At 69.7% G+C, this 22,169-nt stretch carries 25 protein-coding genes and 1 tRNA gene; 15 read left to right on the forward strand and 11 right to left on the reverse strand.

Translation table 11 applies throughout. From position 1 onward, the window contains the following. Positions 1–491: 491 nt before the first annotated feature. Complete coding sequence (locus FLW16_RS31450) at positions 492–2,096, forward strand: cellulose-binding domain-containing protein (RefSeq protein WP_260615770.1); 1,605 nt, start codon at positions 492–494, stop codon at positions 2,094–2,096. 214 nt (positions 2,097–2,310) lie between these two features. Here the strand turns inward: FLW16_RS31450 and FLW16_RS31455 are convergent, their stop codons facing one another. Beyond that, entirely contained in the window at positions 2,311–3,156 is an 846-nt protein-coding gene (locus FLW16_RS31455) for a M15 family metallopeptidase (protein WP_260615771.1), read from the reverse strand. Positions 3,157–3,330: 174 nt separating this feature from the next. On the opposite strand from FLW16_RS31455, the gene FLW16_RS31460 reads away from it, so the two are divergent. The 4 genes from FLW16_RS31460 to FLW16_RS31475 all read left to right on the forward strand — a co-directional run bounded on the left by FLW16_RS31460 (position 3,331) and on the right by FLW16_RS31475 (position 6,620). Beyond that, positions 3,331–4,164, forward strand: a complete 834-nt coding sequence (locus tag FLW16_RS31460) for a prolipoprotein diacylglyceryl transferase (RefSeq protein ID WP_142563747.1) — start codon at positions 3,331–3,333, stop codon at positions 4,162–4,164. A gap of 224 nt (positions 4,165–4,388) precedes the next feature. Then, entirely contained in the window at positions 4,389–4,694 is a 306-nt protein-coding gene (locus FLW16_RS31465) for a hypothetical protein (protein WP_221891374.1), read from the forward strand. After that, entirely contained in the window at positions 4,691–6,259 is a 1,569-nt protein-coding gene (locus FLW16_RS31470; protein ID WP_142563748.1) for a radical SAM protein, read from the forward strand. The genes FLW16_RS31465 and FLW16_RS31470 overlap by 4 nt, the downstream gene beginning before the upstream one ends. 13 nt (positions 6,260–6,272) lie before the next feature. Then, positions 6,273–6,620 (forward strand): hypothetical protein, encoded by a 348-nt coding sequence (locus FLW16_RS31475; RefSeq protein WP_260615772.1) that lies wholly within the window; start codon positions 6,273–6,275, stop codon positions 6,618–6,620. 285 nt (positions 6,621–6,905) lie between these two features. Here FLW16_RS31475 and FLW16_RS31480 read toward each other — a convergent pair whose 3' ends face one another. Continuing rightward, the gene (locus FLW16_RS31480) at positions 6,906–7,571 is read right to left on the reverse strand and encodes a response regulator transcription factor (protein WP_142563749.1); all 666 of its coding nucleotides are present in this window, start codon (positions 7,569–7,571) and stop codon (positions 6,906–6,908) included. A gap of 82 nt (positions 7,572–7,653) precedes the next feature. Here FLW16_RS31480 and FLW16_RS31485 point away from each other — a divergent pair, with 82 nt between their 5' ends. The 3 genes from FLW16_RS31485 (at position 7,654) to FLW16_RS31495 (ending at position 11,199) form a co-directional block, all read left to right on the forward strand. Beyond that, positions 7,654–8,532, forward strand: a complete 879-nt coding sequence (locus FLW16_RS31485) for an aldo/keto reductase (protein ID WP_142563750.1) — start codon at positions 7,654–7,656, stop codon at positions 8,530–8,532. A 105-nt stretch (positions 8,533–8,637) separates the two neighbouring features. After that, the gene (locus FLW16_RS31490; RefSeq protein WP_142563751.1) at positions 8,638–9,606 is read left to right on the forward strand and encodes an ankyrin repeat domain-containing protein; all 969 of its coding nucleotides are present in this window, start codon (positions 8,638–8,640) and stop codon (positions 9,604–9,606) included. Between the two features lie 411 nt (positions 9,607–10,017). Further along, complete coding sequence (locus FLW16_RS31495; protein ID WP_142563752.1) at positions 10,018–11,199, forward strand: ATP-binding protein; 1,182 nt, start codon at positions 10,018–10,020, stop codon at positions 11,197–11,199. Between the two features lie 105 nt (positions 11,200–11,304). On the opposite strand, the gene FLW16_RS31500 is transcribed toward FLW16_RS31495, so the two are convergent. Both FLW16_RS31500 and FLW16_RS31505 read right to left on the reverse strand, forming a co-directional pair. After that, the gene (locus FLW16_RS31500) at positions 11,305–12,135 is read right to left on the reverse strand and encodes a MauE/DoxX family redox-associated membrane protein (protein WP_142563753.1); all 831 of its coding nucleotides are present in this window, start codon (positions 12,133–12,135) and stop codon (positions 11,305–11,307) included. A 3-nt stretch (positions 12,136–12,138) separates the two neighbouring features. Further along, a complete protein-coding gene (locus FLW16_RS31505; protein WP_260615774.1) occupies positions 12,139–13,152 on the reverse strand; it encodes a hypothetical protein in 1,014 nt (337 codons plus the stop codon). A gap of 259 nt (positions 13,153–13,411) precedes the next feature. Between FLW16_RS31505 and FLW16_RS31510 the strand changes: the two genes are divergently transcribed. Next, positions 13,412–13,912, forward strand: a complete 501-nt coding sequence (locus tag FLW16_RS31510) for a SigE family RNA polymerase sigma factor (RefSeq protein WP_079320105.1) — start codon at positions 13,412–13,414, stop codon at positions 13,910–13,912. A gap of 9 nt (positions 13,913–13,921) precedes the next feature. Here FLW16_RS31510 and FLW16_RS44675 read toward each other — a convergent pair whose 3' ends face one another. Further along, positions 13,922–14,953: a thermonuclease family protein gene (locus FLW16_RS44675; RefSeq protein ID WP_221891375.1), complete on the reverse strand. Its 1,032-nt coding sequence runs from the start codon at positions 14,951–14,953 to the stop codon at positions 13,922–13,924. 135 nt (positions 14,954–15,088) lie between these two features. After that, positions 15,089–15,586, reverse strand: coding sequence for a MarR family winged helix-turn-helix transcriptional regulator (locus FLW16_RS31520; protein ID WP_142563754.1), 498 nt, complete (start codon positions 15,584–15,586; stop codon positions 15,089–15,091). A 98-nt stretch (positions 15,587–15,684) separates the two neighbouring features. On the opposite strand from FLW16_RS31520, the gene FLW16_RS31525 reads away from it, so the two are divergent. Both FLW16_RS31525 and FLW16_RS31530 read left to right on the forward strand, forming a co-directional pair. Next, on the forward strand, positions 15,685–16,248 hold the full coding sequence (locus FLW16_RS31525) for a YceI family protein (RefSeq protein WP_142563755.1): 564 nt from the start codon (positions 15,685–15,687) through the stop codon (positions 16,246–16,248). Positions 16,249–16,439: 191 nt separating this feature from the next. Next, positions 16,440–16,529 (forward strand) — tRNA-Ser (locus tag FLW16_RS31530). 77 nt (positions 16,530–16,606) lie between these two features. Here FLW16_RS31530 and FLW16_RS31535 read toward each other — a convergent pair. From FLW16_RS31535 to FLW16_RS45530, 4 genes are read right to left on the reverse strand one after another with little or no spacing between them, the layout of a single operon-like run. Continuing rightward, the gene (locus FLW16_RS31535) at positions 16,607–16,882 is read right to left on the reverse strand and encodes a tyrosine-type recombinase/integrase (RefSeq protein WP_142563756.1); all 276 of its coding nucleotides are present in this window, start codon (positions 16,880–16,882) and stop codon (positions 16,607–16,609) included. 54 nt (positions 16,883–16,936) lie between these two features. Next, on the reverse strand, positions 16,937–17,404 hold the full coding sequence (locus FLW16_RS31540) for a hypothetical protein (protein WP_142563757.1): 468 nt from the start codon (positions 17,402–17,404) through the stop codon (positions 16,937–16,939). A gap of 24 nt (positions 17,405–17,428) precedes the next feature. Then, positions 17,429–18,253, reverse strand: a complete 825-nt coding sequence (locus tag FLW16_RS31545; RefSeq protein WP_142563758.1) for a protein phosphatase 2C domain-containing protein — start codon at positions 18,251–18,253, stop codon at positions 17,429–17,431. Next, positions 18,253–18,387: a hypothetical protein gene (locus FLW16_RS45530; RefSeq protein ID WP_260615775.1), complete on the reverse strand. Its 135-nt coding sequence runs from the start codon at positions 18,385–18,387 to the stop codon at positions 18,253–18,255. Before FLW16_RS45530 ends, FLW16_RS31545 begins: the two co-directional genes overlap by 1 nt. 653 nt (positions 18,388–19,040) lie before the next feature. Here FLW16_RS45530 and FLW16_RS31555 point away from each other — a divergent pair. The 3 genes from FLW16_RS31555 (at position 19,041) to FLW16_RS31565 (ending at position 20,939) form a co-directional block, all read left to right on the forward strand. Then, the gene (locus FLW16_RS31555) at positions 19,041–19,694 is read left to right on the forward strand and encodes a hypothetical protein (RefSeq protein WP_142563759.1); all 654 of its coding nucleotides are present in this window, start codon (positions 19,041–19,043) and stop codon (positions 19,692–19,694) included. A 172-nt stretch (positions 19,695–19,866) separates the two neighbouring features. After that, on the forward strand, positions 19,867–20,331 hold the full coding sequence (locus FLW16_RS31560) for a hypothetical protein (RefSeq protein WP_142563760.1): 465 nt from the start codon (positions 19,867–19,869) through the stop codon (positions 20,329–20,331). A gap of 131 nt (positions 20,332–20,462) precedes the next feature. After that, complete coding sequence (locus FLW16_RS31565; RefSeq protein WP_142563761.1) at positions 20,463–20,939, forward strand: hypothetical protein; 477 nt, start codon at positions 20,463–20,465, stop codon at positions 20,937–20,939. A 26-nt stretch (positions 20,940–20,965) separates the two neighbouring features. Here FLW16_RS31565 and FLW16_RS31570 read toward each other — a convergent pair whose 3' ends face one another. Next, a complete protein-coding gene (locus FLW16_RS31570) occupies positions 20,966–21,361 on the reverse strand; it encodes an ester cyclase (RefSeq protein ID WP_142563762.1) in 396 nt (131 codons plus the stop codon). Positions 21,362–21,483: 122 nt separating this feature from the next. Between FLW16_RS31570 and FLW16_RS31575 the strand changes: the two genes are divergently transcribed. Continuing rightward, positions 21,484–22,107 (forward strand): TetR/AcrR family transcriptional regulator, encoded by a 624-nt coding sequence (locus FLW16_RS31575; RefSeq protein WP_142563763.1) that lies wholly within the window; start codon positions 21,484–21,486, stop codon positions 22,105–22,107. The last annotated feature ends 62 nt before the right edge of the window (positions 22,108–22,169 follow it).

The raw sequence follows: 22,169 nt of genomic DNA on the forward strand, positions 1-22,169 counted from the left end.
GCCCGTTAGCGTTTGAGCCCTCACTCGTGATTCCCCTTTGTCCGGAGAATCAGGAGATGTCATATCTGGAGAGACGCCCGCTTCCTGCGGCCGGAGGAGCGGGCGTTGTCCTCCCTTCTCTCTCCGCCTGCTCGCGTCGTCGCCGGTGCGGCGGGTGGTTGTCGCCCGATCGCCGTCTCCCACGGCTCGGCTTCTCTCCCCTGCCGGTACATCGGTACCGGCAGGGGATCGCCGCCCTGTTTTCCGCGTTCTCGCCTGAACGTTTCACTCGATCCCGGAGTCCCGTCCGCCGTCTGTGCGGTCCCTGCGCATGTGGGAGCGGTCGTCTGCGGGGAGCCGCCGCGGCGCGTCGTTGACCGGCGATCGATGGGCTCGTAGCTTGATGCGCGATGTTCCTGTAGATGAACGTAGTTCAGGTGCATGAAAACCCTTGTGGGGCCAGGAGTCGTTCCTCGGTCAGGGGCCCTGCACGACCTGCAAGGAGCTCGGGCGTGAAAAGCACAACCACAACGGGTGCCGGGGTGATCAGCGCCCTCGCCGCAGTCGCCGCCCTGGCCGGCGTGGCCACCGCAGGAACGGCGCAGGCCGCGACCGGGTGCGCGGTCACCTACACGACCAGCGACTGGCCGGGTGGGTTCACCGCCGCCATCACGATCCAGAACCTGGGTAGCGCGATCAACGGCTGGACCCTGGGGTTCACCTTCCCCAACAGCGGTCAGAAGGTGGACACCGGGTGGTCGGCCACCTTCAGCCAGAGCGGGCAGAACGTCACGGCCGCGAACGTGGACTACAACGCCGCCATCGCGACCGGCGCCTCGGTGTCCATCGGCTTCAACGGCAGCTGGTCGGGGTCCAACCCCAAACCGGCCTCGTTCACCCTGAACGGCGTCACCTGCACCGGCTCCACCACCACCTCATCACCCACACCATCGCCCACCCCGCCAAGCTCGCCCACACCCTCGCCCACCCCGACGCGCTCGCCGTCGCCTTCACCCACGACGACACCGTCGAGTGGTGCGTTGTACGTGTCGCCGAACGGCAGAGACGGCGCGGCGGGGACGCAGTCGGACCCGACGACCCTCACTTCGGCGATCACCCGCGTCGCACCCGGCGGGACGATCTACCTGCGTGGCGGGCGGTACGACTTCGCGCAGACGGTCACCATCGCGCCGGGCAACAACGGCACCTCAAGCGCCCGCAAGACCCTGTCCGCCTACCCCGGTGAGACTCCGGTGCTGAACTTCTCGGCCCAGAGCGAGTCCTCGTCGAACCGCGGGCTCACCGTGAACGGCTCGTACTGGCATGTGTACGGCATCGTCGTCGAGCGGGCCGGCGACAACGGAATCTACGTCGGCGGCAGCAACAACATCATCGAACGCACGGTAACCCGGTTCAACCGCGACACCGGGCTGCAGCTCGGGCGGATCGCCTCCGACACCCCCCGCGACCAGTGGCCGTCCAACAACCTCATCCTCAGCGCGGAGTCGCACGACAACGCCGACTCCGACGGGGAGGACGCCGACGGCTTCGCCGCCAAGCTCACCACCGGCACAGGCAACGTCTTCCGCTACGACGTGTCCCACAACAACATCGACGACGGCTGGGACCTCTACACCAAGACGGACACGGGAGCCATCGGGCCGGTCACCATCGAGGACTCCCTGTCCTACAACAACGGCACCCTCACCGACGGCAGCCAGGCCGGCGCCGGCGACCGCAACGGCTACAAGCTGGGCGGCGACAGCATTCCCGTCAACCACGTCGTCCGGCGCAACATCGCCTACCGCAACGGCCACCACGGGTTCACGTACAACAGCAACCCCGGCACGATGTCGATATCGGACAACGTCGGCATCGACAACGCCGAGCGCAACTTCTCCTTCGACGCCGGCACCTCGGTGTTCCGCAACAACACCTCCTGCCGGAGCGGCAGCGGGAGCAACGACAAGATCGTCGGCAACGCGGACAGCTCCAACCAGTTCTGGTCGGGCTCCAACGGGTCCCGGTGCTCCTCCTACACCGGAGCCCTGGGCTGGTCCTACGCCTCGGACGGCCGCCTCGTCGTGACCTTCGGCGGCAAGCCGGTCACGCCGTAACCGGTCGTCTCGCCACCCGGCATGCGCTCCCCGGCGGACCGGCCTCTCCCCGGGTCACCGCCGGGGCGACCCGCCCACCGTGCCGTACGCGGTGGGCGGGGGCCTGCCGGGCGATGGGCCGGCCGTCAACTAGACCGGGCGCAGGTGGATGCGAACCTCCACAGCCTCCCCACGGGCGCCTCACAGACAGCCGGCCAGACGATCGGCCCCGGTCTCAGCGGCCGTTGACGGAGAAGTGCTGGTAGTCCTTGGCGCCGGACCACGAGCCGCCCCAGCCCCAGCCGATCTGCCCGAAGGCCCGGACCACGCGGTCTCCGCTGTTGATCACGCCGGGCTTCTTGAGCGGCCGGTCCACGAACGCGTCCGCGTTGCGGTGCGCGTTGGAGCCGTCCGCGTAGACGTACGGGTTCTCCCGCGGGTTGAGGTCCACCGCCAGGCCGTACGCGTGGTTGGACCAGCTGCCGGAGCCGGTGGCGTTGCGGCAGTTGAAGGCCGAGGTGTTGTCGGCGTCGATGGAGTCGTAGTCGCTGCCCTTGTAGACGTCGACGGGCTCCATCCGGCGGATGGGGTAGCGCATCTCGTAGAGCTTCCCGAAGACGGAGGCCACGTCCTCGGCCACCTTCTTGTTGACCACGAGTGTGCCGGTGTGCGCCTGGTCGTCGAAGCCCCAGTAGGTCATGGTGATCTTACGCAGCCCGCTCAGCGGAACCGGGCAGCCCGGACGCCAGGAGTGCCGGACGTCGTCACGGGACACCTTCTCGATCTTCGCGGAGAAGGGGGGCGGCCCGCTCGGGCTCGGCGTGGGCCCGTCCCCAGGCGCGGGCGAGACCGGCACGGACGAGGGCGTGACGGACGACGGGGTGGCAGACGCCGACGAGGCAGGCGCGGGTGAGGGGGCGGCAGGCGTGGACGAGCCCGGTGCCGGTGACGCCGGGGCGGGCACGGACACCCGGGTCCTGGCGGTGGCGGACGCGCCGGCGTCGCCGACCCCGGCGCAGCCGGTCATCCCGACGAGCGCCGCCATCACTACCGCTGACCTGCGGTTCCACAAGGAGGTCATAGGCGCAGGTTACCCGCGGCCGAGGCGTGCGCAGGCGGTCGCGCACGCTCCTGTGGACAACGGGACACCTGTGGACGAAGCCCCGGACGGTTGGTCGGAATCGCCGTGGGGAAGGGGCGCAAGCCGTACGAATTGACGATCGGAATCGTCGCGGGCCGCCGCTAGGGTGGCGTCGTGCTTGAGCAACTGCGTTTCGGCGGGGTGACCGTGCCGACCCACGCGTTCTTCGTGGGTCTCGGCGTGCTCCTCGCGAGCGTGGTGTTCGTCCTTGAGGCGCGGCGCCGGGGGGCTCTACGGGAGGAGTCGCTCGTCGCCGTCACCGGCGCGTTGGTCGGCGGGGCGATAGGCATGCGGCTGTCCGGCTGGGCCGAGCATCTCGACCCCGCGCTCAACCCCGGCCTTCTCGAGGCGTGGATGTTCGGCGCCCGCAGCATCCTCGGTGGCCTGACCGGCGCGTACGTCGGGGTGCTGGTGGCGAAACGGCTGATCGGCTACCGGGAGCGGACCGGCGACCTGTTCGCGCCCGCCGTCGCGCTCGGCATGGCCGTCGGCCGCATCGGCTGCTTCCTCACCGAGGCCCCCGGCCGTCCCACGAGCCTTCCCTGGGGCGTCCACGCGCCCGCCACCGTTCCGGAATGCCCCGGCTGCGTGTCCGGGCAGGCCATGCACCCGTCGTACCTGTACGAGACCGTCTTCCAGCTCGCCGCCTTCGGCGCGCTGTTGTGGGCGCGGAGCCGGGTCGACAGACCGGGCGAGCTGTTCACCCTGTATCTGGGCGCGTACGCCGCCTTCCGGTTCCTCGTCGAGTTCACCAGGGCGAACGAGACGGTCTGGCTCGACCTGACCCGCCCGCAGTGGTTCCTCGTCCCGGGGCTCACGCTCCTCGCCGTCCGCCTCGGGCTCGGATATCGCAAGGGGTTCTACGACCGGCTGCTCCCCCGGCGGGGTGAGCGGCGACCGCTGTTACCGGCCGCCCGGCTGTCGCCCGCGGGCGAGGAGGAGAGATGAGCACACCCCCCGAGCCGCCCGAGCGGCCGCAGGACCCACAGCCGGGTGAGCCTCCCCGGCAACCGCCCGTGCCACCGCCTCCCGGCGCGCCACACGGTCAAGCAGGCCCGCCGCCGCCCGAAGGCCCGGGAGGCCCGCCGTATGGGCCCGGTCCCGGCGGGCCGTACGGACCGGGTGGGCCGCCGCGCGCGTGGCCGCCGCCCCCGGCCCCGAACACGACCGGCGTGGTCATCGCGATGACGATCGCGGGGATCGTGGGCTACGTGATCGTCAACTTCGTGCTCTTCCTCGCGACCCTCGCGGCGGCGGACGGATTCGCGAGCGATCACAAGAACGTCGCGCTCATCGGCGGATCCGTGATCCTGGCTCTGATCGCGTTCGGCGGCGGAACGCTGCTGCTCCTCCTCCGCAAGCCCTGGTCGCGGGGGCTCGGGCTGGGTCTGATGATCGGCTGGGCGCTCCTGACGATCTTCACCGCCGGCTTCTGCACCGGCGTCAACCCCTCGCTTTACTCGGACGGCCTCCTGTGACCACCGGAATGCCCCTGCGGGGAGATCGCATCCTCCGCTACGTCAACGCGTTCTGCCCCCGCTGTCACGACGAGCGGCCCGACCGCCCGCTGGCGGAGGTGCCGCGCCTGTCCGGCTGGCTCGCGGCCCGCGAGGGCCGGGTCTACCTGGAGCGCGGCTGCCGCACCCACGGCATGGTCAGGACCCTCTACGACGAGGACCCGGAGATCCTCGCCTACCTGGAGGAGTGGACCGCCCCCACCAAGGCGCACCTGCCCGACGTCGCGGGGAATTTCGATCCGGTCCCGGAGGCGTACCTGCGGGGGCTGCCGGAGATGCAGACCCAGCACACGTGCATCCTCCTTGAGGACGTGGCGGAGGCGTGCAACCTGCGCTGCCCGACCTGCTTCACCGAATCCTCGCCCGACCTGCGGGGGATCGTGCCGGTCCGGGAGGTGCTCGCCAACGTGGACCAGCGCCTGGCCCGTGAGAACGGCCGTCTCGACGTGCTCATGCTCAGCGGCGGCGAGCCGACCCTCCACCCCGATCTGCCCGAGTTGCTCGCCGAACTGACGGTCAGGCCCGTCACCCGCATCCTGATCAACACGAACGGCCTCCTGGTGGCCAGGGACGACGCCCTGCTCGACCTGCTCACCGAGCACCGCGAGCGCGTCGAGGTCTACCTGCAGTACGACGGCCTGTCGGCCGAGGCGTCCCGGCACCACCGGGGCGGCGACCTGCGGCGGCTCAAGGCGGAGGCGCTGCGGCGGCTGTCGGAGCGGGAGATCTTCACGACGCTGGTCATGACGGCAGCCCTCGGAGTGAACGACGGCGAGATCGGCGACGTGGTGCGCCTGGCCCTCGACACGCCGTACGTCGGCGGGGTCTCGATCCAGCCGCAGTTCGGCTCGGGGCGGTCCGGTGCGATCGACCCGATGGACCGGCTCACCCACACCGGGGTGCTCAAGCGCCTCGGCCCCCAGACGGACGGCCTGGTCACCTGGCGCGACCTGACCGCCCTGCCGTGCTCGCATCCGCACTGCTGCTCGGTCGGCTACATGATCAAGGACGACGCCGACCAGTGGCGCTCGCTGGCCGCGTTGATCGGGCACGACCGCCTCAAGGCGAACCTCGGGCTCGTCTCCAACCGCATCGCCGACTCCGAGATCCCCCGCCAGCTCCGCATGGCCGTGCAGGAGTCGCTGCTCGGCCTGCTGTCGGAGCAGTCGTCGCTGTCGCACCCCGAGATCGGCAAGGTCTGGCGCGACATCTGCGAGAACTGCGACCTCGGGCTGACGACCCTGCTGACGCTCGCGTCCTCGGCCCTGCCCGGGCGCAAGCGGCGGCTGCGCCGGCTGCTTGGCGAACGGGTCGTACGCATCACGATCAAGCCCTTCATGGACATGTCCACCATGCTGGAGGAGCGCCTGGTGCAGTGCTGCGTCCACGTCGGCACCCGCTCAGACCAGGACCAGTGCGCGCCGTTCTGCGCCGTGCAGGCATGGCCCGCGCTCGCGCGTCAGCGCCTGTCCGCCGTCGCCGCGGCCGATACCGGTCTACGGCTCCCGCTGCTGGAGATCACGTGAAAGTGATGCGGCGGTGACCGCCGCAGAGGGGCCGGCACCCGGCGACCGGCCGACCGGCGTCGCGTACGAGCAGGCGCGCGCCGCCGAGTCGGCCCAGGCGCCCGGCGGCGGGCAGGCCAAGCCGTACGATCCGCTGAAGCTGTGCGTCTACGCGACGGTGGCGCTGCTCGCCTGGCTGTTCGGGGCGTGGGCCGTGCTCGGGTTCGCGGCCCTCGGGTTCGCCGGATACTGGCGGGCCCGCCGCGCCGGGCTGGCCAGGAGCAAGTGCTATCTCAGGGACACCCGGCTCGTCCTCGCCTACCTGGGACTGATCACCCTGGTCGCCGCGGCGGCCCTCGTGCTCCCGCACACGCTGCGTTAGGCGTTCCGGCGGCTGGTAGCACCAGGATGTGGTGCAGGAGCCTCATCAGGGGTCGGGAGCAACCCCGCATCGAATGTGGCCGAACTCCTCCGCCGGATAGCGCGCCTGTTTGCTAGCGCGGCAAGCCGGCTATCGCTCATCAGGGCGACCGTGGTGGACACCTTCGCATAGGCGGCGACACGTACCAGGCGCCGCTGCTCCGGATAAGCCATCCGTGCCCCTCTCCACCTCGGACCCCTGGCACTGATCGTCGCACTGTCGGCGCGCCGAGGATCGGGGGCGCGGCTATCCCGTGAGCCCGAGTTCGCCCGCGCGCAGCCCGGCCTGGAAGCGTGAGCCGGCCTCCAGCGCGTCCATGAGCTCCGCGACACGCCTGCGGTAGGTGCGCAACGACAGGCCGAGATGTCGCGCCGCGGTCTCGTCGGTGTAGCCCGCGCCGAGCGCGCGCAGGACGGCGCGGCTGTCGTCGTCGAGGTTCGGCGCGTCGCCGCGCAGGTAGGCGGTCACCTCGGTGGCGGCGTCCCAGGCGGCCGCGAACAGGGAGTACACGCCGTTCACCAGGGTGGGCGAGGTGGTCACGGTGTACTCGCGCGGGCCGGGCCCGTCGCGTCCCGCGAGGATCATCACGCGCCGGTCGATGACGATCGTCTCGTGCGGCAGCGGTGTGGAGCTGATGCGCACCTCGACGCCGATGGTCACGACCTCGCGCAGGTGCGCCCGTGCGGCCTCGTCGGCGAGGGCGACGGGGGTGAACAGCTTCCTGACGGCCAAGCCGGAGGCGCCGGGGCCGGGCAGCCGCCGGGCCACGGACTGCCGCGCCTCGGGCCGCGACCACGTGTCGAGGTCGCGGGCCGCGCACACGAACTCGTGCCGGGCACCGGTGAACAGATGACCGGCACGGGCCACGAGCTCCGCATCGCCGCGGACCGTGATGACCTTATCGGCTGTCACCCACTCATTATGACCCCGCCGGACGTGGCAGCTTGCTGCCACCGCGTTGGCCGTCGTCCTCGGCTGCACGAGGCTGACGGGTATGACGACGAACACGAACGCCGCGCTCGGCGGCACGTTCCTCCTCGGCGGCGACCTCCCCGTTCACCGGCTGGGCTTCGGGGCCATGCGGCTGCCGACCGGCACCTTCCAGGGCGCCGTCCGCGACCCGGAGACGGGCGTCGCCGTGCTGCGCCGCGCCGTCGAGCTCGGCGTGGACCACATCGACACGGCCTGGTTCTACCGGAGAGGGGGCGTGGCGGCCAACGACCTGATCCGCAGGGCGCTCGCGCCGTACGGGGACGATCTGGTGATCGCGACCAAGGTCGGTCCCCTGCTCGACGGCAACGGCGTGCCGAGCAGCCAGGCCGGCCCGGCCGAGCTGCGCGGGCTGGTGGAGGACAACCTGCGCACCCTCGGCGTGGAGCGGCTCGACCTCGTCTACCTGCGGGTCGGCGGCCTGAACCCCCCGGGCGGCGAATCGCTCTCCGACAGGTTCGCGGTCCTGGCCGAGCTGCGGGAGGAGGGGCTGATCCGGCATCTGGGCGTCAGCAACGTCGACGCCGCCCATCTGGAGGAGGCGCGGGCGATCGCCCCGGTCGCCGCCGTGCAGAACAGCTTCCACGTGCAGGACCGGGGCGATGCCGAGCTCCTGGCCCGGTGTGAGAAGGACGGCATCGCCTTCGCGCCCTTCTTCCCGCTCGGCGGCGGGTTGCGGCCCATCGACCAGACGCGTCTGACGGCGGTGATGCGGCGCCACGGGGCCACCGCCGCGCAGATCGCGCTCGCGTGGCTGCTGGCGACCTCGCCCGCGGTGCTCGCGATCCCCGGTACGGGCTCTCTCGACCACCTGGAGGAGAACATGGGGGCGGGACGGATCCGGCTGACCCCGGAGGACATCGCCGCCCTGGAACAGGACTAGCTTCGATCACCCCCATCTACCTCGTCGCCGGCTCGGCGCGCAGAGCCGGCGAAACTGTCGGTGGGCCACGCCATGATCGGCGTACCTACTCACCGAGGGAGCGTCATGGCTGTCGCCCACGAAGCAGACTGGTCCGGCATCGGCTGGGACTCCTGGAAGAGCCTGAGGCTGATCCGTGCCCGGCTCGACGCGGGCGCCGATCCCAATTCCGGTGAGTTCTTTCACAGGCGGCCCTTGCACGCGGCCGCCGAACTCGGCTCTCCCGACGTGGTGGCGGAGCTGGCCGCCCGCGTCGACGACGTCGACGCCGAGCACGAGGGCCGCACGGCATTGTGGGCGGCCGTCTTCGCCAACCGCCCGGACAACGCCCGGGTGTTGGCGCAGGCCGGTGCCGACCCGTGGCGGCCGATGATGAACGGGTGGTCGCCCGGGCGGCTCAGCCTGGCCACGCCGACCCCCGACCAGTTCGGCGATCCCGCCGGTCGGCCCGCTCTGTCCGATGCCGAGGCCGCCGCCGTGGCCGAAGCCCGGCGGCTGATCGCCGTCCTGGGGGATTTCGACTACGACGGCATGGGGCTGGCATGTGTCGCCGGGATCAGCGCGGCGGAAGCGGTGCGCCGCCTGGAGGCGGTCCCGGCCGACGCCGCCGAGGTCGAAGAGATCGCGGAAGATCCCTGGTCCTTCATGGACGAGAGCCTTGGAGTCGTCGGCGTCACGGACGTGCCCGGCGGCTGCGTCGTCAGCCAGCCGTGGGGATACGGGCCGTCCATGCCCGGCGTCACGAAGCTGCTGTCGGCAGGCACCGTCTGTTACGCAATGTTCGCCAACCCCAAGAGCGGCAACCAGGGGAGCGTCACCCGGGACGGCGAGATCGAGGAGTGGGACACCCACCCCGGCGGCGGCAGTCCCTATCCCGAGCAACCGGCCGAGGAGATCCTCGCCGAGTACCTCTATGACGGCGAGGCCATCGCGTACTGCTGCGCGGGCGCGGGCCTGCGGCTGGACGACGCCAGAGCGATCACCGGGGAGCCCGACATGTGGGTGAGGCTCCCCGAACGCGACTACTGGAGCTGACCGCCCAGGGGGGTGCGCAAGCCGTTGCCGGGCCGGCGACAGCGGGGGTGTGAGAGCCGGTGAACGACGGCGTTTGACGGCGCTTTCGTGGAAAGCTCGCGCAGGTGTTCGATGACGCGCTACAGTCATGGCCATCGGATCGAACACGGGTTCGGTCGAGTCCCGGCAGGTAAGGGGTGTGTGATGGCTGTGCCCACGGTGTCCGCCGCCCCCGTTCCGGCTCTCGCCGTTCCCGTGGCCTTCGATCCGGTCGTGCCCTCCCCGGCTCCGCCCGCTGTCGTCCCGGTCGTCCCGCTTCAGGCTCCGCCCACCGCCGGGCGGTGCGTGCCGCGGCCGCGCCGGGCGACACGCCGTAGCGCTCTCTACGGAAATCTACGACGGCCGCTATATCCCGTCATAAAGTCCGAGAGCGTGGACCCCGTGCGCAATCCCTACGCCCCCGGCGCCGGCCAGCGCCCCCCGGAACTCGCCGGACGCGACCGCGAACTGCAGCAGTTCGAGATCGTGCTGGAGCGGGTGGCCCGGGGCCGCCCGGAGCGGAGCATGGTCCTCACCGGCCTGCGTGGCGTGGGCAAGACCGTCCTGCTCAACACGTTCAAGTCCATGGCCATGCAACGGCTGTGGGGCACCGGCAAGATCGAGGCCAGGCCCGACCAGTCGATCCGCCGCCCGGTGGCCGCCGCGCTGCACATGGCCATCAGGGAGCTCGCCCCCCGGCACCGCGCCCCCGAGCGCATCGAGGAGTTCCTCGGCGTGCTCAAGGCGTTCGCGATGCGCGATCCCGCCGCGGCGAAGGGCACCTCGCACTGGTCGCCCGGCATCGACGTGCCCGCCGCGCGCGGCCGGGCCGACTCCGGCGACCTGGAGATCGACCTGACCGAACTGTTCGTCGACGCCGCGGGCGTGGCGACCGACCTCGGCGTCGGCATCGCGCTGTTCATCGACGAGATGCAGGACGTGCAGGCGCCGGACGTGTCGGCCCTGTGCGCGGCCTGCCACGAGCTGTCGCAGAACGGCGGCCCGCTGATCGTCGTCGGCGCCGGCCTGCCCCACCTGCCGAGCGTGCTGTCGGCGAGCAAGAGCTACTCCGAGCGGCTGTTCCGGTACGCGCGCATCGACCGGCTCGACCGGGACGCCGCCGACCTGGCGCTCATCGCCCCGGCCGCTCGTGAGGACGTCGAGTTCACCCCCGACGCGCTCGACGCGTTGTACGAGGCGGCCGACGGATACCCCTACTTCGTCCAGGCGTACGGCAAGGTCGCCTGGGATCTCGCCCCGCGCAGCCCGATCACGGCCGAGGACATCAAGGTGTCCGCCCCGGAGGCCGAGGAGGAGCTCGCGGTGGGCTTCTTCGGCAGCCGGTATGAGCGGGCCACCCCCGCCGAGCGGGACTACATGCACGCCATGGCCCAGCTCGGCGACGACCCGGTGCCGACCGCCGAGGTGGCCGAGGCGCTGGGCCGCAAGCCGTCGAGCCTGTCCCCGGCCCGCGACAGCCTGATCAAGAAGGGCCTGATCTACAGCGCAGAGCGTGGCGTGATCGGGTTCACCGTTCCGCATTTCGGGAGGTTCCTCCGCGCGCAGCCGCTGTGAGCGGCGCGCCCATCGACCTCTCTACGGCTTTCTAGAGGGGAAGCTAGAGAGCCGTAGAGAGTTGAAGTGAAAGTCCTCGATGCGGGAATCTACGCATGTATAGCGTCAGGCCGATACAGGCGTAGATTCCCGCAGAGAGGCATCGCCGTGATCGTCGGGCGCTGCGACCCGGCCGTCGGCTCCGACCACGACGGCGCGTACGGTGGGACGCCGGTCGCCGAGATGCACGGCGAACACCACCTCCGCGTCGCCCTGCGCGGGGAAGACGAAGAAGCGCCAGCACAGTTCACGCCACATGTCGGACGGCTCGTCCGCCAGCAGTGACCCGGCGTGGGCCCGCCACTCCGCGCTGGCCCGCAGCCGCGACAGTGCCCGCCCGGGCGGCATCGGCCGCTGCTCGCACGGCGCCCGGTGACGCAGGCGGGAGACGACCTCGTCGATCTCGGGTGAGCAGGCGAGCAGCAGGGCGACCCCTCCGCCGATCCAGGGCGCCGTCTGCGCGGTGACATGGGGCAGTCCTGTGACGCTCTCGGCCCCGACGAGGGCCGCCATCGCGGTCAGCGCCGCGGCCCGGCCGATCGACCGCAGCCCGACCGGGGTGTCGCTCACGTCTCCGAAGCAGCCGCACCCCACGTCCGGCCGCCGCCTGCGCAGATCCCACAGGACGTACGTCGCCATGGCGAAGAACGCCCCAGGCAGCCACCGGGCGACGGGGTGATCCACGACCAGCAGACCGGCCGCCAGCGCGAACTCGACCAGGGCGCAGGCGATCATGGCGGGTCTGGCGAAGCGTTCGGGCATGAGCACCGCCGGGCCGAGCCGGGCCAGCGCGCCCGGCGACGCCTCGCGCCCGACCGTGGCCAGCTTGGCGACGCCGCCCAGCGCCAGCGTCACCACGAGGATCGGCAGCGCGGCAGCCGCGATGATCGAAAGCACCGGTCACCCCAATCGGACGCGGGCGTTGAAGCAGCCCTTGGTCAAGTCTCCACCGAGCGCGACGTACGAGCACGCGGCCAGTTCCACGATCCTGCCGCGAGGGGACGTGCCGCATTCCAGGCATCGGTCGCAGAACCGCCCCGCGAGGCATCCGCACGCGACGATCGGCAGCGTGTCCGCCCGGCCGTCGCACACGTTGCGTACGCGCAGCAGCGAGCCCAGAGCGAGGTATGGCAGGCCGGCGCAGGAGACGCCGGCGTCGTCGCAGCCGGTGTCCTCGCGTTCGAGCATGGGATAGGCGACGCCCTCCGTGACGCCCGCGTCCGTGAGACCAGCGAGACGCGCAAGGTCCGTGAGGTCCGTGAGGTCCGCCCACACCGCCGTGCCCGAGATGCCCGCATCGCTTCCTCCGTACGTCACCGTGGGCGGGGGCACGGCCGTGGCCCGGTAGGGCGGCTGCGAGGTGGCGGGAAGATGCGCGAACGACGTGCCCTGGTCGAGCAGCCCGATCGCGTCGAACAGATAGCCCGGCTCCAGCTTGGGATGCCGCACCCGGATCCGCCCGGAGGAGCGGTAGGGCACGACGATGGAGCGTTCCCGGCGATGGGGCCCGCAGTCGAGCTCGACGGTGAGGTCGCGCCGGCCGCTGACCTCCCGGATGACGCCGGTGATCCGGGTGATGTCGGCCCAGATGCGCTCGGCGACCGTGCCGCCGCGCAGCGCCCGGACGACGACCCGGGCTCCGGTCGGCAGATCGGCGGGCGCCACCGTGCCGCCGCGCCACGCGGTCGCCCACGGCGCGATCACCAGGCGCCGCTGCTCGCCGCCGGCGGTCTCAAGGATGATCAGATGCGGGCTCACGTCGAGGAGGTCGCCGCTGACCACGTCGAACGGCTCCCTCTCCTCCGGCGACCGCGGCGCGGGCCCGGGGTCGCGGCCGAGAACCGCCGCCGCCAGCTTCCGCCTTCGCTCTCCGGCCCGGTACGGCATCGCCCCTTCCACGCTCTCCAGCCTCACATGTCGGAGGGGGATGGAGAGGCGGTTTTCCGGGCGATGGTGGCGTCCGGGATCAATATTCCTCCTCCCGGTGCAAGGCGTTGCCACCTGTTACGGGCAAACCACCGCCCGACAGGACGTACGGCACGCGTGACGGGCCGCCACCGGCTTGCTCGCTCTTTGCCCAGGCGGGTGCGAAACCTGGATTTCGGTTCAGCCGGATCCGGGGGCGCGGCTGCGATTCTGGCACGAGATGCCTCTCTGGCCGGGTTGGTGATCCCTGATCGTGAACCATGAGGAGTTCCGCACGTACGTCCAGTCTCGCGGGGCGGCCCTGCTCCGCGTGGCCAACCAGTTGACCGGCAACCCCAGCGACGCCGAGGACCTCCTGCAGACCGCCCTCGCGCGTACGTACCTCGCATGGGACCGCATCCGTGACCGGTCGTCGCTCGACGGCTACGTGCGGCGCGCCATGGTGAACATCAACATCTCCTGGTGGCGGCGGCGCAAGCTGGAGGAATACCCCTCCGAGGAGCTTCCCGACGTACCGGTGCAGCAGGACGCGCGGCACCGGTACGACGAGCTGGAGCAGGCGCTCGACCGTCTCCCCGCCCGGCAGCGTACGGCGATCGTGCTGCGCTACTACGAGGACATGACCGAGCCCGAGATCGCCAGGACCCTCGGGATCAGCGTGGGCACGGTCAAGAGCTCGGTCTCGCGCGGCATGGCCAAGCTGCGCGGCGACCTGGTCGTGCCCGACGCTCGCAAGAGGGTCAACTGACGCGCCGCATCAGGTCTCGCAGACCACGCCGTCGCTGTCGGCGTCGATGTACCAGTCGTATTCGGGGTCGGTCCCGCGGTAGTACGGGCCGTATCCCGCGGCGTTGGCCTCCGCGCAGGTGCCGTATCTGGGGTCGTTCGAGCCGCCGGGGCTGGGGCTCGGGCTGGGGCTGGGAGTCGGAGAGGGGCTGACCGCGACCGATCCGGTGGTGCTCCCCTGCGGGATGGGCTCGGGGGAGTACGTCGTGCCGGGCGGGGCCGGGGACGCGTCCGCCGGCTCGATCGGCGCCGGGGTCAGGGCGTCGCCGCCGGTCCCCGACGGGACCCGGACACCCGAACGCTTGTCGTAGGTGTCGGCCGCCCAGCAGCCCGACCACAGTCCCTGCTTGTCCGTCTGCGCACGGACCTGCTCCCAGTACTGCCACTCGGTGTAGCTGTGCTCCGGGAAGGAGTTCACGGTCTGGGCCAGGCCGCTCCTGACCATGTCGCCGTTGACGTAGACGCCCGTGGACGACCACAGGTAGATCAGGATGCGCCCCTTCTCGGGCACCTGCTCGGCGGCCCGGACGTACGCGGGCTTGCCCGGCGGGAGGAGGGTCATCAGCCGGGCGAACGCCTCCTCGGACCAGCAGACGCCCTTGCCGGGGGCGTCCGCCTCCAGCAGGCCGATCCGTACGGTCCTGCCGCTCGCGGTGACGACATCCGCGGTGTCGCCGTCCACGACCTTCTTGACGGTCACCTGGACCGTGTCCTTCGGCACGCCTTTCGGCCGCGTCGTCTTGGCCGTCGCGGTCTTCGTCGCCTTGGGGGCGGATTTGGAGGTGGCTTTGGGGGTGACCGTTTTCGTGACGGTGACCGTCGGCTGCGGGCTGGCGCTGGGGCTCGGGGTCGCCGCGGCCGGCGTCTGCGTCTGCGTCTGAGACGGTGTCGGGCTCGGGCTCGGGCTCGCCGTTACCGCGGCGAACGCGGAGGTGGAAGCGGCGATGGGCACCGCGAGGGCCGCGGTGGCGAGGACGGCGAGTGCGCGTGAGGGGAAACGCACGGACGCTCCATGGGCTCGGGTACGGGGGACTGCGTCGGCTGTCGTGGAGCCGTTTCCTGGATTATGGAGTCCACCAGAAATCGATCGTTTACGCCAGTCCGTCCGGTCAGTTCCCTCGAATCACGTTCCGGCGGCTCAGCCCGTCTTGGCCCGCGCCGCCCTGTTCACCTCCCGTACGCCGGCGGTCGCGCAGGGCCGTACGACGTCGCGGATCACGCGCAGCGCCTGCAGGAAATCGGCGAGCTGGTTTTCGGTCAGCAGCCCGGTGAACCAGGTCTGGATGTCCTCGATGTGCTGGGGGAGCACCGACCGCAAGCGTTCCGCCCCCGCCCCGCTCAGCACCGCGTAAGAGGCGCGGCGGTCACTGGCGCAGGCGTGCCGCTCGACGAGCCCGTCGCGTTCCAGGCGATCGACCACGCGGGTGATCCCGCTCGTGGACAGCGAGGTCTGGGCGGCGAGGTCGCTCATCCGCAGCCGTCGTTCGGGCGAACGGGCCAGGCGGATCAGGGTCTCGAAGTCGACCTCGGAGAGTCCGGCGGCGGCCAGTGTCGGGCTGGTCTTGCTCGACAGCCCGGTGAAAACCTCCGCGAACAGGCCCATCGCCGTGAGCCGGGGGTCGTCGAATGGGTCCATGACCCAAGTCTACGGCACGATAGTTGACGTGAGGAATATTTCTCCGGTAGACATTTGCTGAGTGAGACATCCGCACAGCAACAATCTGGGGAGCAGCCATGAGCATCCGTGAGTGGGAGGGCCTGAAGGTCCCGACGGCCGGCGAGTTCGCGCTGGACAAGGCCCACACGCGCGTCGGTTTCGTCGTCAAGCACATGATGGTCAGCAAGGTCCGCGGCCACTTCGCCGACTACGAGGGCAAGATCGTCATCGCCGAGAACCCGCTCGAGTCCAGCGTGGACGTCGTCATCAAGGCGGGCACGATCGAGACCGGTGCGGCCGACCGCGACGGCCACCTGCGGAGCGACGACTTCCTGAGCGCCGACAAGTTCCCCGAGATCACCTTCCGCAGCAAGCGGGTGAGCAACCTGTCGGGCAACGAGTTCACGCTCGTCGGCGACCTCACGGTCCGTGACGTGACCAAGGAGGTCGAGCTCAAGGTCGAGTTCAACGGCGCCGCCAACAACCCCTGGGGTCAGGAGATCTTCGGGTTCGGCGCGGAGACCGAGATCGACCGCGAGGAGTACGGTCTGACCTGGAACCAGGCCCTGGAGACCGGCGGCGTCCTCGTCGGCAAGAAGGTCAAGATCGAGATCGAGGGCGAGGCCGTCCGCCAGGCGTAGCCTGTGCCGACGCTGAGGCGGGTTATCCACACTGTGTGCACAGCCCTTGTCCACATCCTGTGGACAAGGGCTGTGCATCGATCCAAACGCCCCGAAGCGTGGATCCTCGGAGTGATCCAGGACGGCACTCGGCAATCCGCTTTGCCGCCTTGGACGATCGCCGGTACGCTGTGCTGAGCAACGCGCTACCAGGAGGCTTCGCCTAGTCAGGTCTATGGCGCCGCACTGCTAATGCGGTTTGGGTCTTAAGCCCATCCGGGGTTCAAATCCCCGAGCCTCCGCAGTTCAAAGCCCCTCTCGCCGTTCTTCGGCGAGGGGGGCTTTTTGATCTCCACAGGGCCTCTAGTTGCAGTTGCTCTCAGCCTTCGGGCTGGGGGCGCTTTAAGTCCTCGCCCCACAGGGCCGCCCCCATGCGCTCGCTGGCGTCCTTCACCTGTGGACTGGCGATGTGGGTGTAACGCTCAGTGGTCGTCACCCGCGCGTGGCCGAGGATCTCTTGCACGACGCGGATGTGGACGCCCTGCTCGACGAGGAGCGTCCCGGCGGTATGCCGGGCGTCGTGGAGCCGGGCTTCCCTGACCCCGGCCTGGCGCAGGAGTGCCTTCCACATCTTGTAGTCCTCGCTGCGCTCCATCGGCCGGTCTGGTCGGGAGTTGTAGGCCAGCAGCGTGGGGGTGCGATAAGAACTTCAGATATGGGCGCGAATCTGTCGCACGGGATGTCCCAGCGCGGCACCGAGGACGGCTAGTTCCTCGTCGCTGAACCACTCACGTTGGGGATTCCAGACAGCAATCTCGAAGCGAGCGAAGCCGCATGGCCAGTCGTATTCCAGGGCATCGAGCGATGAGTCGGCACCACAGCAAGGGGCCTTGACGGCGAGGTTCGCGAAGCCCTCGTCGACGTGGGCTTCCAGGAGATCGTGCCACCATTCGGTGTCGATCGAGGCGCCGCAGTGCGGGCAGCCGATCCTTTCCAGGTTCGCGCCACAGTCGATGACGGCGACGTTGTCGTGCCACTCCACGTCTACTTCGGCATCCACGCCGTCTGGCTCGCCCGGGGCCAGGTCCGCCATGATCGCCGCAGCGCGATCGGCCGCGTCCCGTGCGGGTTGCCAGTGCGGATCGGTCGGAATGATCGACAGGATGTCGTCGCTCACAGACTTACTCGATTCGCCCCTACCTCATTCATGGACGATGACGTTAGCCGCTGTTGCGTCGTCGTGGGTCTTGCTGCGTGGCCAGCGTTCGCCGTGGGGGTCGGACCGCTCGGCTTCGCGGACTCTGCGGATTAGTGCAGCCGGACCGTCCTGCGTAAGGACGTCGAGGAGTTGCCGCCAGGTGATGAGCCGGTATCGGCTGACGGCGTCGGCGGCTCCATCGGTAAGCACGGCCGCGGCGTGTACCTGGTTGGCGGGGATGGTTCCGATAAGAGCCTGGTCGGCAGCGAGGGGGTCGGTGGATGCGACCCAGAAGCCGCCGTCGCGGTTGCGGTACTGGCCCAGGGTCTCGACGTACTCGCGGCGGGCTTCGGCATGTTCCGGTGTGCCGCCGCGCAGGCTGTCGAGCCGTGCCCGGTGGGGCGCGGCGACCTGTTCTAGCCGGTCGTCGCAGATCACCAGTGGCTCGGTCGTGCCGGTGTCGAGGATGAGGGTGCTGTCGCCGAGGACGAGCCAGTCGAGGTGGTCGGCGGCTTGGCGGAGCATGATGACGGTGGCGGAGGGGGAGCCGCCGTGGGTCAGGTCGCAGGTGAAGTCGTGTAGTGAGGTGACGTGTTTGATGCCCTGGGTGAGGAGTTCGGGCAGGGGGCCGGCGCTTTGGGTCATCTCGGCGAGCAGGGTGGAGCCGAGGGTGTGGGAGTACCAGCGCACGCTGTGCGAGCAGGCCGAGGTGACCCCTGGGGGGATGCTGGCGCCGTCGAGGAGGACGACGGCGTTGGCGGTGGCGCCGATGAAGTCTTCGTTGGGCCGGTCGGGGTAGGCGGGTTCGCTGGCGAAGGCGACGCGCATCAGGTGTCCTCGTGCCGGTAGAGCGGGCTGGCCAGTTCCGCCCGCACTGGTTCCCCGGTTTGCGGGTCGTATTCGACGCTGACCACGCCGGAGAAGCGGCGGTCGCCGACCTGCCCCCACAACGTGGCTCTCACTGGCCAATAGGTGGATGACGCCGAGGGAGCCGTGGGGGTGGATCCCGGCGACGGCCAGGAACGACCCGTTGCCGTCCGGCCGGGGCAGCCGGCCGAGGAAGGCCGAGTCGGTCGGCTGGGCGGGGTCGAGTAGGGAGCCGGACCGGTACTCATGGTCGGTGCGCGTGTCGACGAGCTTCCAGCCGATATCGTCGCGGTCCCAGTGGATGACCGGGTCGGCGTCGTAGGCCTGCCGCATACACAACGACCGGCTCATCGACGCCCTGGGCGCTCAGGCATTCGCCGCGTTGAGCGCCTCACCCGGTGCCCGCGCCTACTACGACGAGTTGCGAGCACGCGAGGTTGGCCATCATGCGGCTCTCCGCCAACTCGCCAACCGGCTGGTGGGAATCCTCCACGGGTGCCTGAAAACGGGCACAAAATACGACGAAGCAACTGCTTGGTCGCATCGCGCAGGAGGCGAACCGAAACAGACATCTGAGATCGCAGCTTGACTTTTAAGCGCATGGGATGTCTGCCGGTCCCGGCCGCCGGCAGCTCGGGCCGGTCGCGGGCCACCCGCACCGCTGTTTTCACCAAACCCGTCCCAGATGCGGTGCCTCTCGCCGAAGTCCGGCTGATGACACTCTGAGATCGCACCTACGATCTTGCATATGCCGGAGCACTCATGGTTCGAAATCGATGAACCGGACGAGCTGACCGAGACCGAACGGGCCTTTGTGACGGCCTTACGCGAGCAGACTGCGGATTTCGCGTCCGATGACACCGGCGGCGAGGTCACGTGGTGCGAGGACCGACTTGTTGCCTACCTAACTGTGATCGATCCAGAGGCACCCCTCAGCCTGATCGACTTCGGCGTGCACTTCAGCGGTGACCGAGTACAGGGCGATCGGCTACACAACCAGCTGCTAACGCTGCCTGACCAGCCGTCAGGCTGGGCACTGGATGAGACAGGAACGGTTCAGGAACTCGCACGCCGATCCACGCGCTGGTTCCATGCCATGCTGCGCAGGCCGGTGATGTTGTACGTCTGGCTGCATAACGGCTACGCCTACGCGGCCAGATATGTCCTGGCGGACACAGACGAGACCATCAGCCAGTGTTACAACGATCACCTTGCCCCGCCCGGCCAGGCAGAGGAACTGATCGCGGCCGGGCACGTGCACGGCAAGAACTGGATACAGACGGTAGGACTGCCTGTCCCGGACCTCTACCTGCATATCCGCGGCAACCTGGACGAGGCCGCAATGAAGAACAGCAGGGCCGCCACAAAGCGTGGGCCTATCACCGGGGTCTGGTACGAGTAGCCGCAGTGCTAACGCCGCTGAGAGCAGGCAGCTCGTGACGGTTGGCAGGCAACGGACGACCTCAAGCACACGCGGGCTGTATGACGCGACGTTGGCTACACGGGAGCCGATCTTCAAGCCACGTCGGCAAGTAGGCTGACCGCGGTTGCCCGCGACGGTGAAGGAGCCACTGATGACCACCGATCCAACGCTGACCCGGATCGGCCAGGGAGTGGAGTTGCATCACCACCAAGGTCGGCGTGATGCCGCTCGGGACTTGTTCGCGCAGATCTGGGATGACATCGGCGGTGAGCAAGGCGACCCGCTGCATGTCTGCGTTCTTGCCCACTCGATGGCCGATGTGCAAGACGATGTGCACCAGGAGCTGATGTGGGATCTGCGAGCGCTTGCCGCCGCTGATCGGGTCACCGATGAGGAGGTGGCGCACGCTGGGGTGACGCTTCCGGTGGCGGGCTTGTACCCATCGTTGCACCTGAACTTGAGTGAGTGCTATCGCAAGCTGGGCGATTTCGGTCGCGCCCGCGAGCACCTTCAGCAGGCCCGAGCCGGGATCGGCGCGCTCGGCGACGACGAGTATGGGCAGCTCATCAGGGGTGGCCTGGAGCGGCTGGCCGAGCAGTTGGGTGAGGCCATCTGACTGCGCACCCCGCGAGTCCCCGCACCACGCTCCTTCATCGCCTCTGCTACGTACGGCGATGCCTACCGCTCGACTCGGACGAGCGGAAAACAGCTTCCGGCGCCTCAGCGACCGCGCAATAGCATCCGAGCATGGACACGCTGTCTGATCTCGACCACGCGTTGGAGGCTCTCTACGCGGCCTTCTCTCGGTATCCGCTTCCAGCCAAGACCGAGGTGTGTGGCCACTGCGTGTCCGATGAACAGGTTCGTGCGACGCGCGCAGCACCCCTCCGCATGCTCACCGCATCCGCCCTGGAGCCCTACGCCTGGAAAGCCCTGTACACATGGGGAGACGTCCAGGAGTTCAAGCACTATCTGCCCCGGTTACTGGAGCTGCTCATCCTCGAAGAACTCGATGGCCTTCACGCCCGCTCCTTGATGCTGCGAGTCGGCGTCAGGTGGCAAAGCTGGCCCAAGAGCGAGCAGGAAGCTGTCATTGGCACCGTCGGCGCATGGTGGCGACAAGTTATCCGCGTGACTCTGGAGACGGCACTGAACCGCGATCCACAGCGCCTCCGGCGGGGGCCGACTGCGGGACGGCGACGCGTTGGAGAGCGCAAGCCGTGAAGGGCTGAGCGAGGAGCCCACGCGGGTCAAGAGCCCGCTCTGGCGACCACATCCTCGGGGCCGGCCGCGGGCGGGAATCCCGTGCTGGCCCCCCACATCTCCGCGAACCGGCCGTCGTCGATGCGGAAGATCTCGAACAGCATGGGCTGCGCGTCGTCGCCCGGGGCCGTGATCCCCTCGACGGTCGAGCGGACGGCGGCCTTGTCGCCGTCAACCAGGATGTCCTGGGCGACGACACGTATCCCGGGAAACCGGGCGACGAGCGCGCGCCAGGCGTCCTTGCCCGCCTCGAATCCCGGGGTGCCGAGCGGATGGCTGAAGAAGTCGGGGGCGTGCAGGTCGGCGGCCTGGTCGAATCGCCGGCTGTTGAAGCATTCCTGCATCCGACGCACCAGGGTGGTCGCGTCCTCGCGTGTGGTCATCGGCGTGGTCTCCTCGTGGCTGACGGGTCCGATCAGGATGAGCGGCGCGGACTCTAACCGGTGCGCCGCCCCGGTTTTCGCCATACTATGCGGTGCGCCGCCCCGGTTATGCTCATATCGACATGTCCAGCCAGCCACCTCAGCCGGCCCCAGCGAACCCGACGGCAGCTCACGGGAGCGACCGGGAGCTGCGGGCCGACGCGCGCCGGAATCGCGAGCGTGTCCTGCGAACCGCGCAGCAGTTGTTCGCGACGGAGGGGCTCGGCGTCTCGCTCGATGAGATCGCCCGCCGCGCAGGCGTCGGCCCCGGCACCGTGCACCGGCACTTCCCGACGAAGGAAGCGCTCTATCTCGCCGTCGCGACCGACCAGCTCAGGCAACTGGTGGCGGAAGCACAAGCACTTGCCGCCACCAGCGATCCCGCGGCCCTGTTCACGCTGCTGTCCGCGATGATGGCCAGCGGCGCCGAAAACGTAGCGGTGAAAAGCGCGCTGGTGGCGGCCGAGTTCGACCTGCGCACCGCCGCCCCGGACGTCGCGGCAGATCTCACGCGCCATGTCGCGGACCTGCTGGATCGCGCACACGCGGCCGACGCCGTGCGTCCCGACCTCACCGTCGACGAGGTGATGGCACTGGTCGCCGGTGCCTTCGCCGCGATCCGCCACGCCGGCGCGGAAACCAGCCGCGAGCGCTCCGCGCACATCGCCCAGCTCATCCTCGACGGGCTACGACCCCAGCCCCGATAAGCAGCGCCGGAGGGAGTGTCTTGGTCGCGAGAGGACTCATTGTGTGATGTGCGCCGGGCCGC

This window comes from Microbispora sp. KK1-11 (assembly GCF_006874435.1).
Lineage (GTDB): Bacteria > Actinomycetota > Actinomycetes > Streptosporangiales > Streptosporangiaceae > Microbispora > Microbispora catharanthi.

Coding starts and splice junctions, on each gene's coding strand:
- FLW16_RS31455 (WP_260615771.1), bottom strand. CDS start 3,156: ATGACCTCCTTGTGGAACCGCAGGTCAGCGGTAGTGATGGCGGCGCTC.
- FLW16_RS31485 (WP_142563750.1), top strand. CDS start 7,654: ATGACGACGAACACGAACGCCGCGCTCGGCGGCACGTTCCTCCTCGGC.
- FLW16_RS31490 (WP_142563751.1), top strand. CDS start 8,638: ATGGCTGTCGCCCACGAAGCAGACTGGTCCGGCATCGGCTGGGACTCC.
- FLW16_RS31520 (WP_142563754.1), bottom strand. CDS start 15,586: ATGGACCCATTCGACGACCCCCGGCTCACGGCGATGGGCCTGTTCGCG.
- FLW16_RS31525 (WP_142563755.1), top strand. CDS start 15,685: ATGAGCATCCGTGAGTGGGAGGGCCTGAAGGTCCCGACGGCCGGCGAG.
- FLW16_RS31535 (WP_142563756.1), bottom strand. CDS start 16,882: ATGGAGCGCAGCGAGGACTACAAGATGTGGAAGGCACTCCTGCGCCAG.
- FLW16_RS31545 (WP_142563758.1), bottom strand. CDS start 18,253: ATGCGCGTCGCCTTCGCCAGCGAACCCGCCTACCCCGACCGGCCCAAC.
- FLW16_RS31555 (WP_142563759.1), top strand. CDS start 19,041: ATGCCGGAGCACTCATGGTTCGAAATCGATGAACCGGACGAGCTGACC.
- FLW16_RS31560 (WP_142563760.1), top strand. CDS start 19,867: ATGACCACCGATCCAACGCTGACCCGGATCGGCCAGGGAGTGGAGTTG.
- FLW16_RS31565 (WP_142563761.1), top strand. CDS start 20,463: ATGGACACGCTGTCTGATCTCGACCACGCGTTGGAGGCTCTCTACGCG.
- FLW16_RS31570 (WP_142563762.1), bottom strand. CDS start 21,361: ATGACCACACGCGAGGACGCGACCACCCTGGTGCGTCGGATGCAGGAA.
- FLW16_RS31575 (WP_142563763.1), top strand. CDS start 21,484: ATGTCCAGCCAGCCACCTCAGCCGGCCCCAGCGAACCCGACGGCAGCT.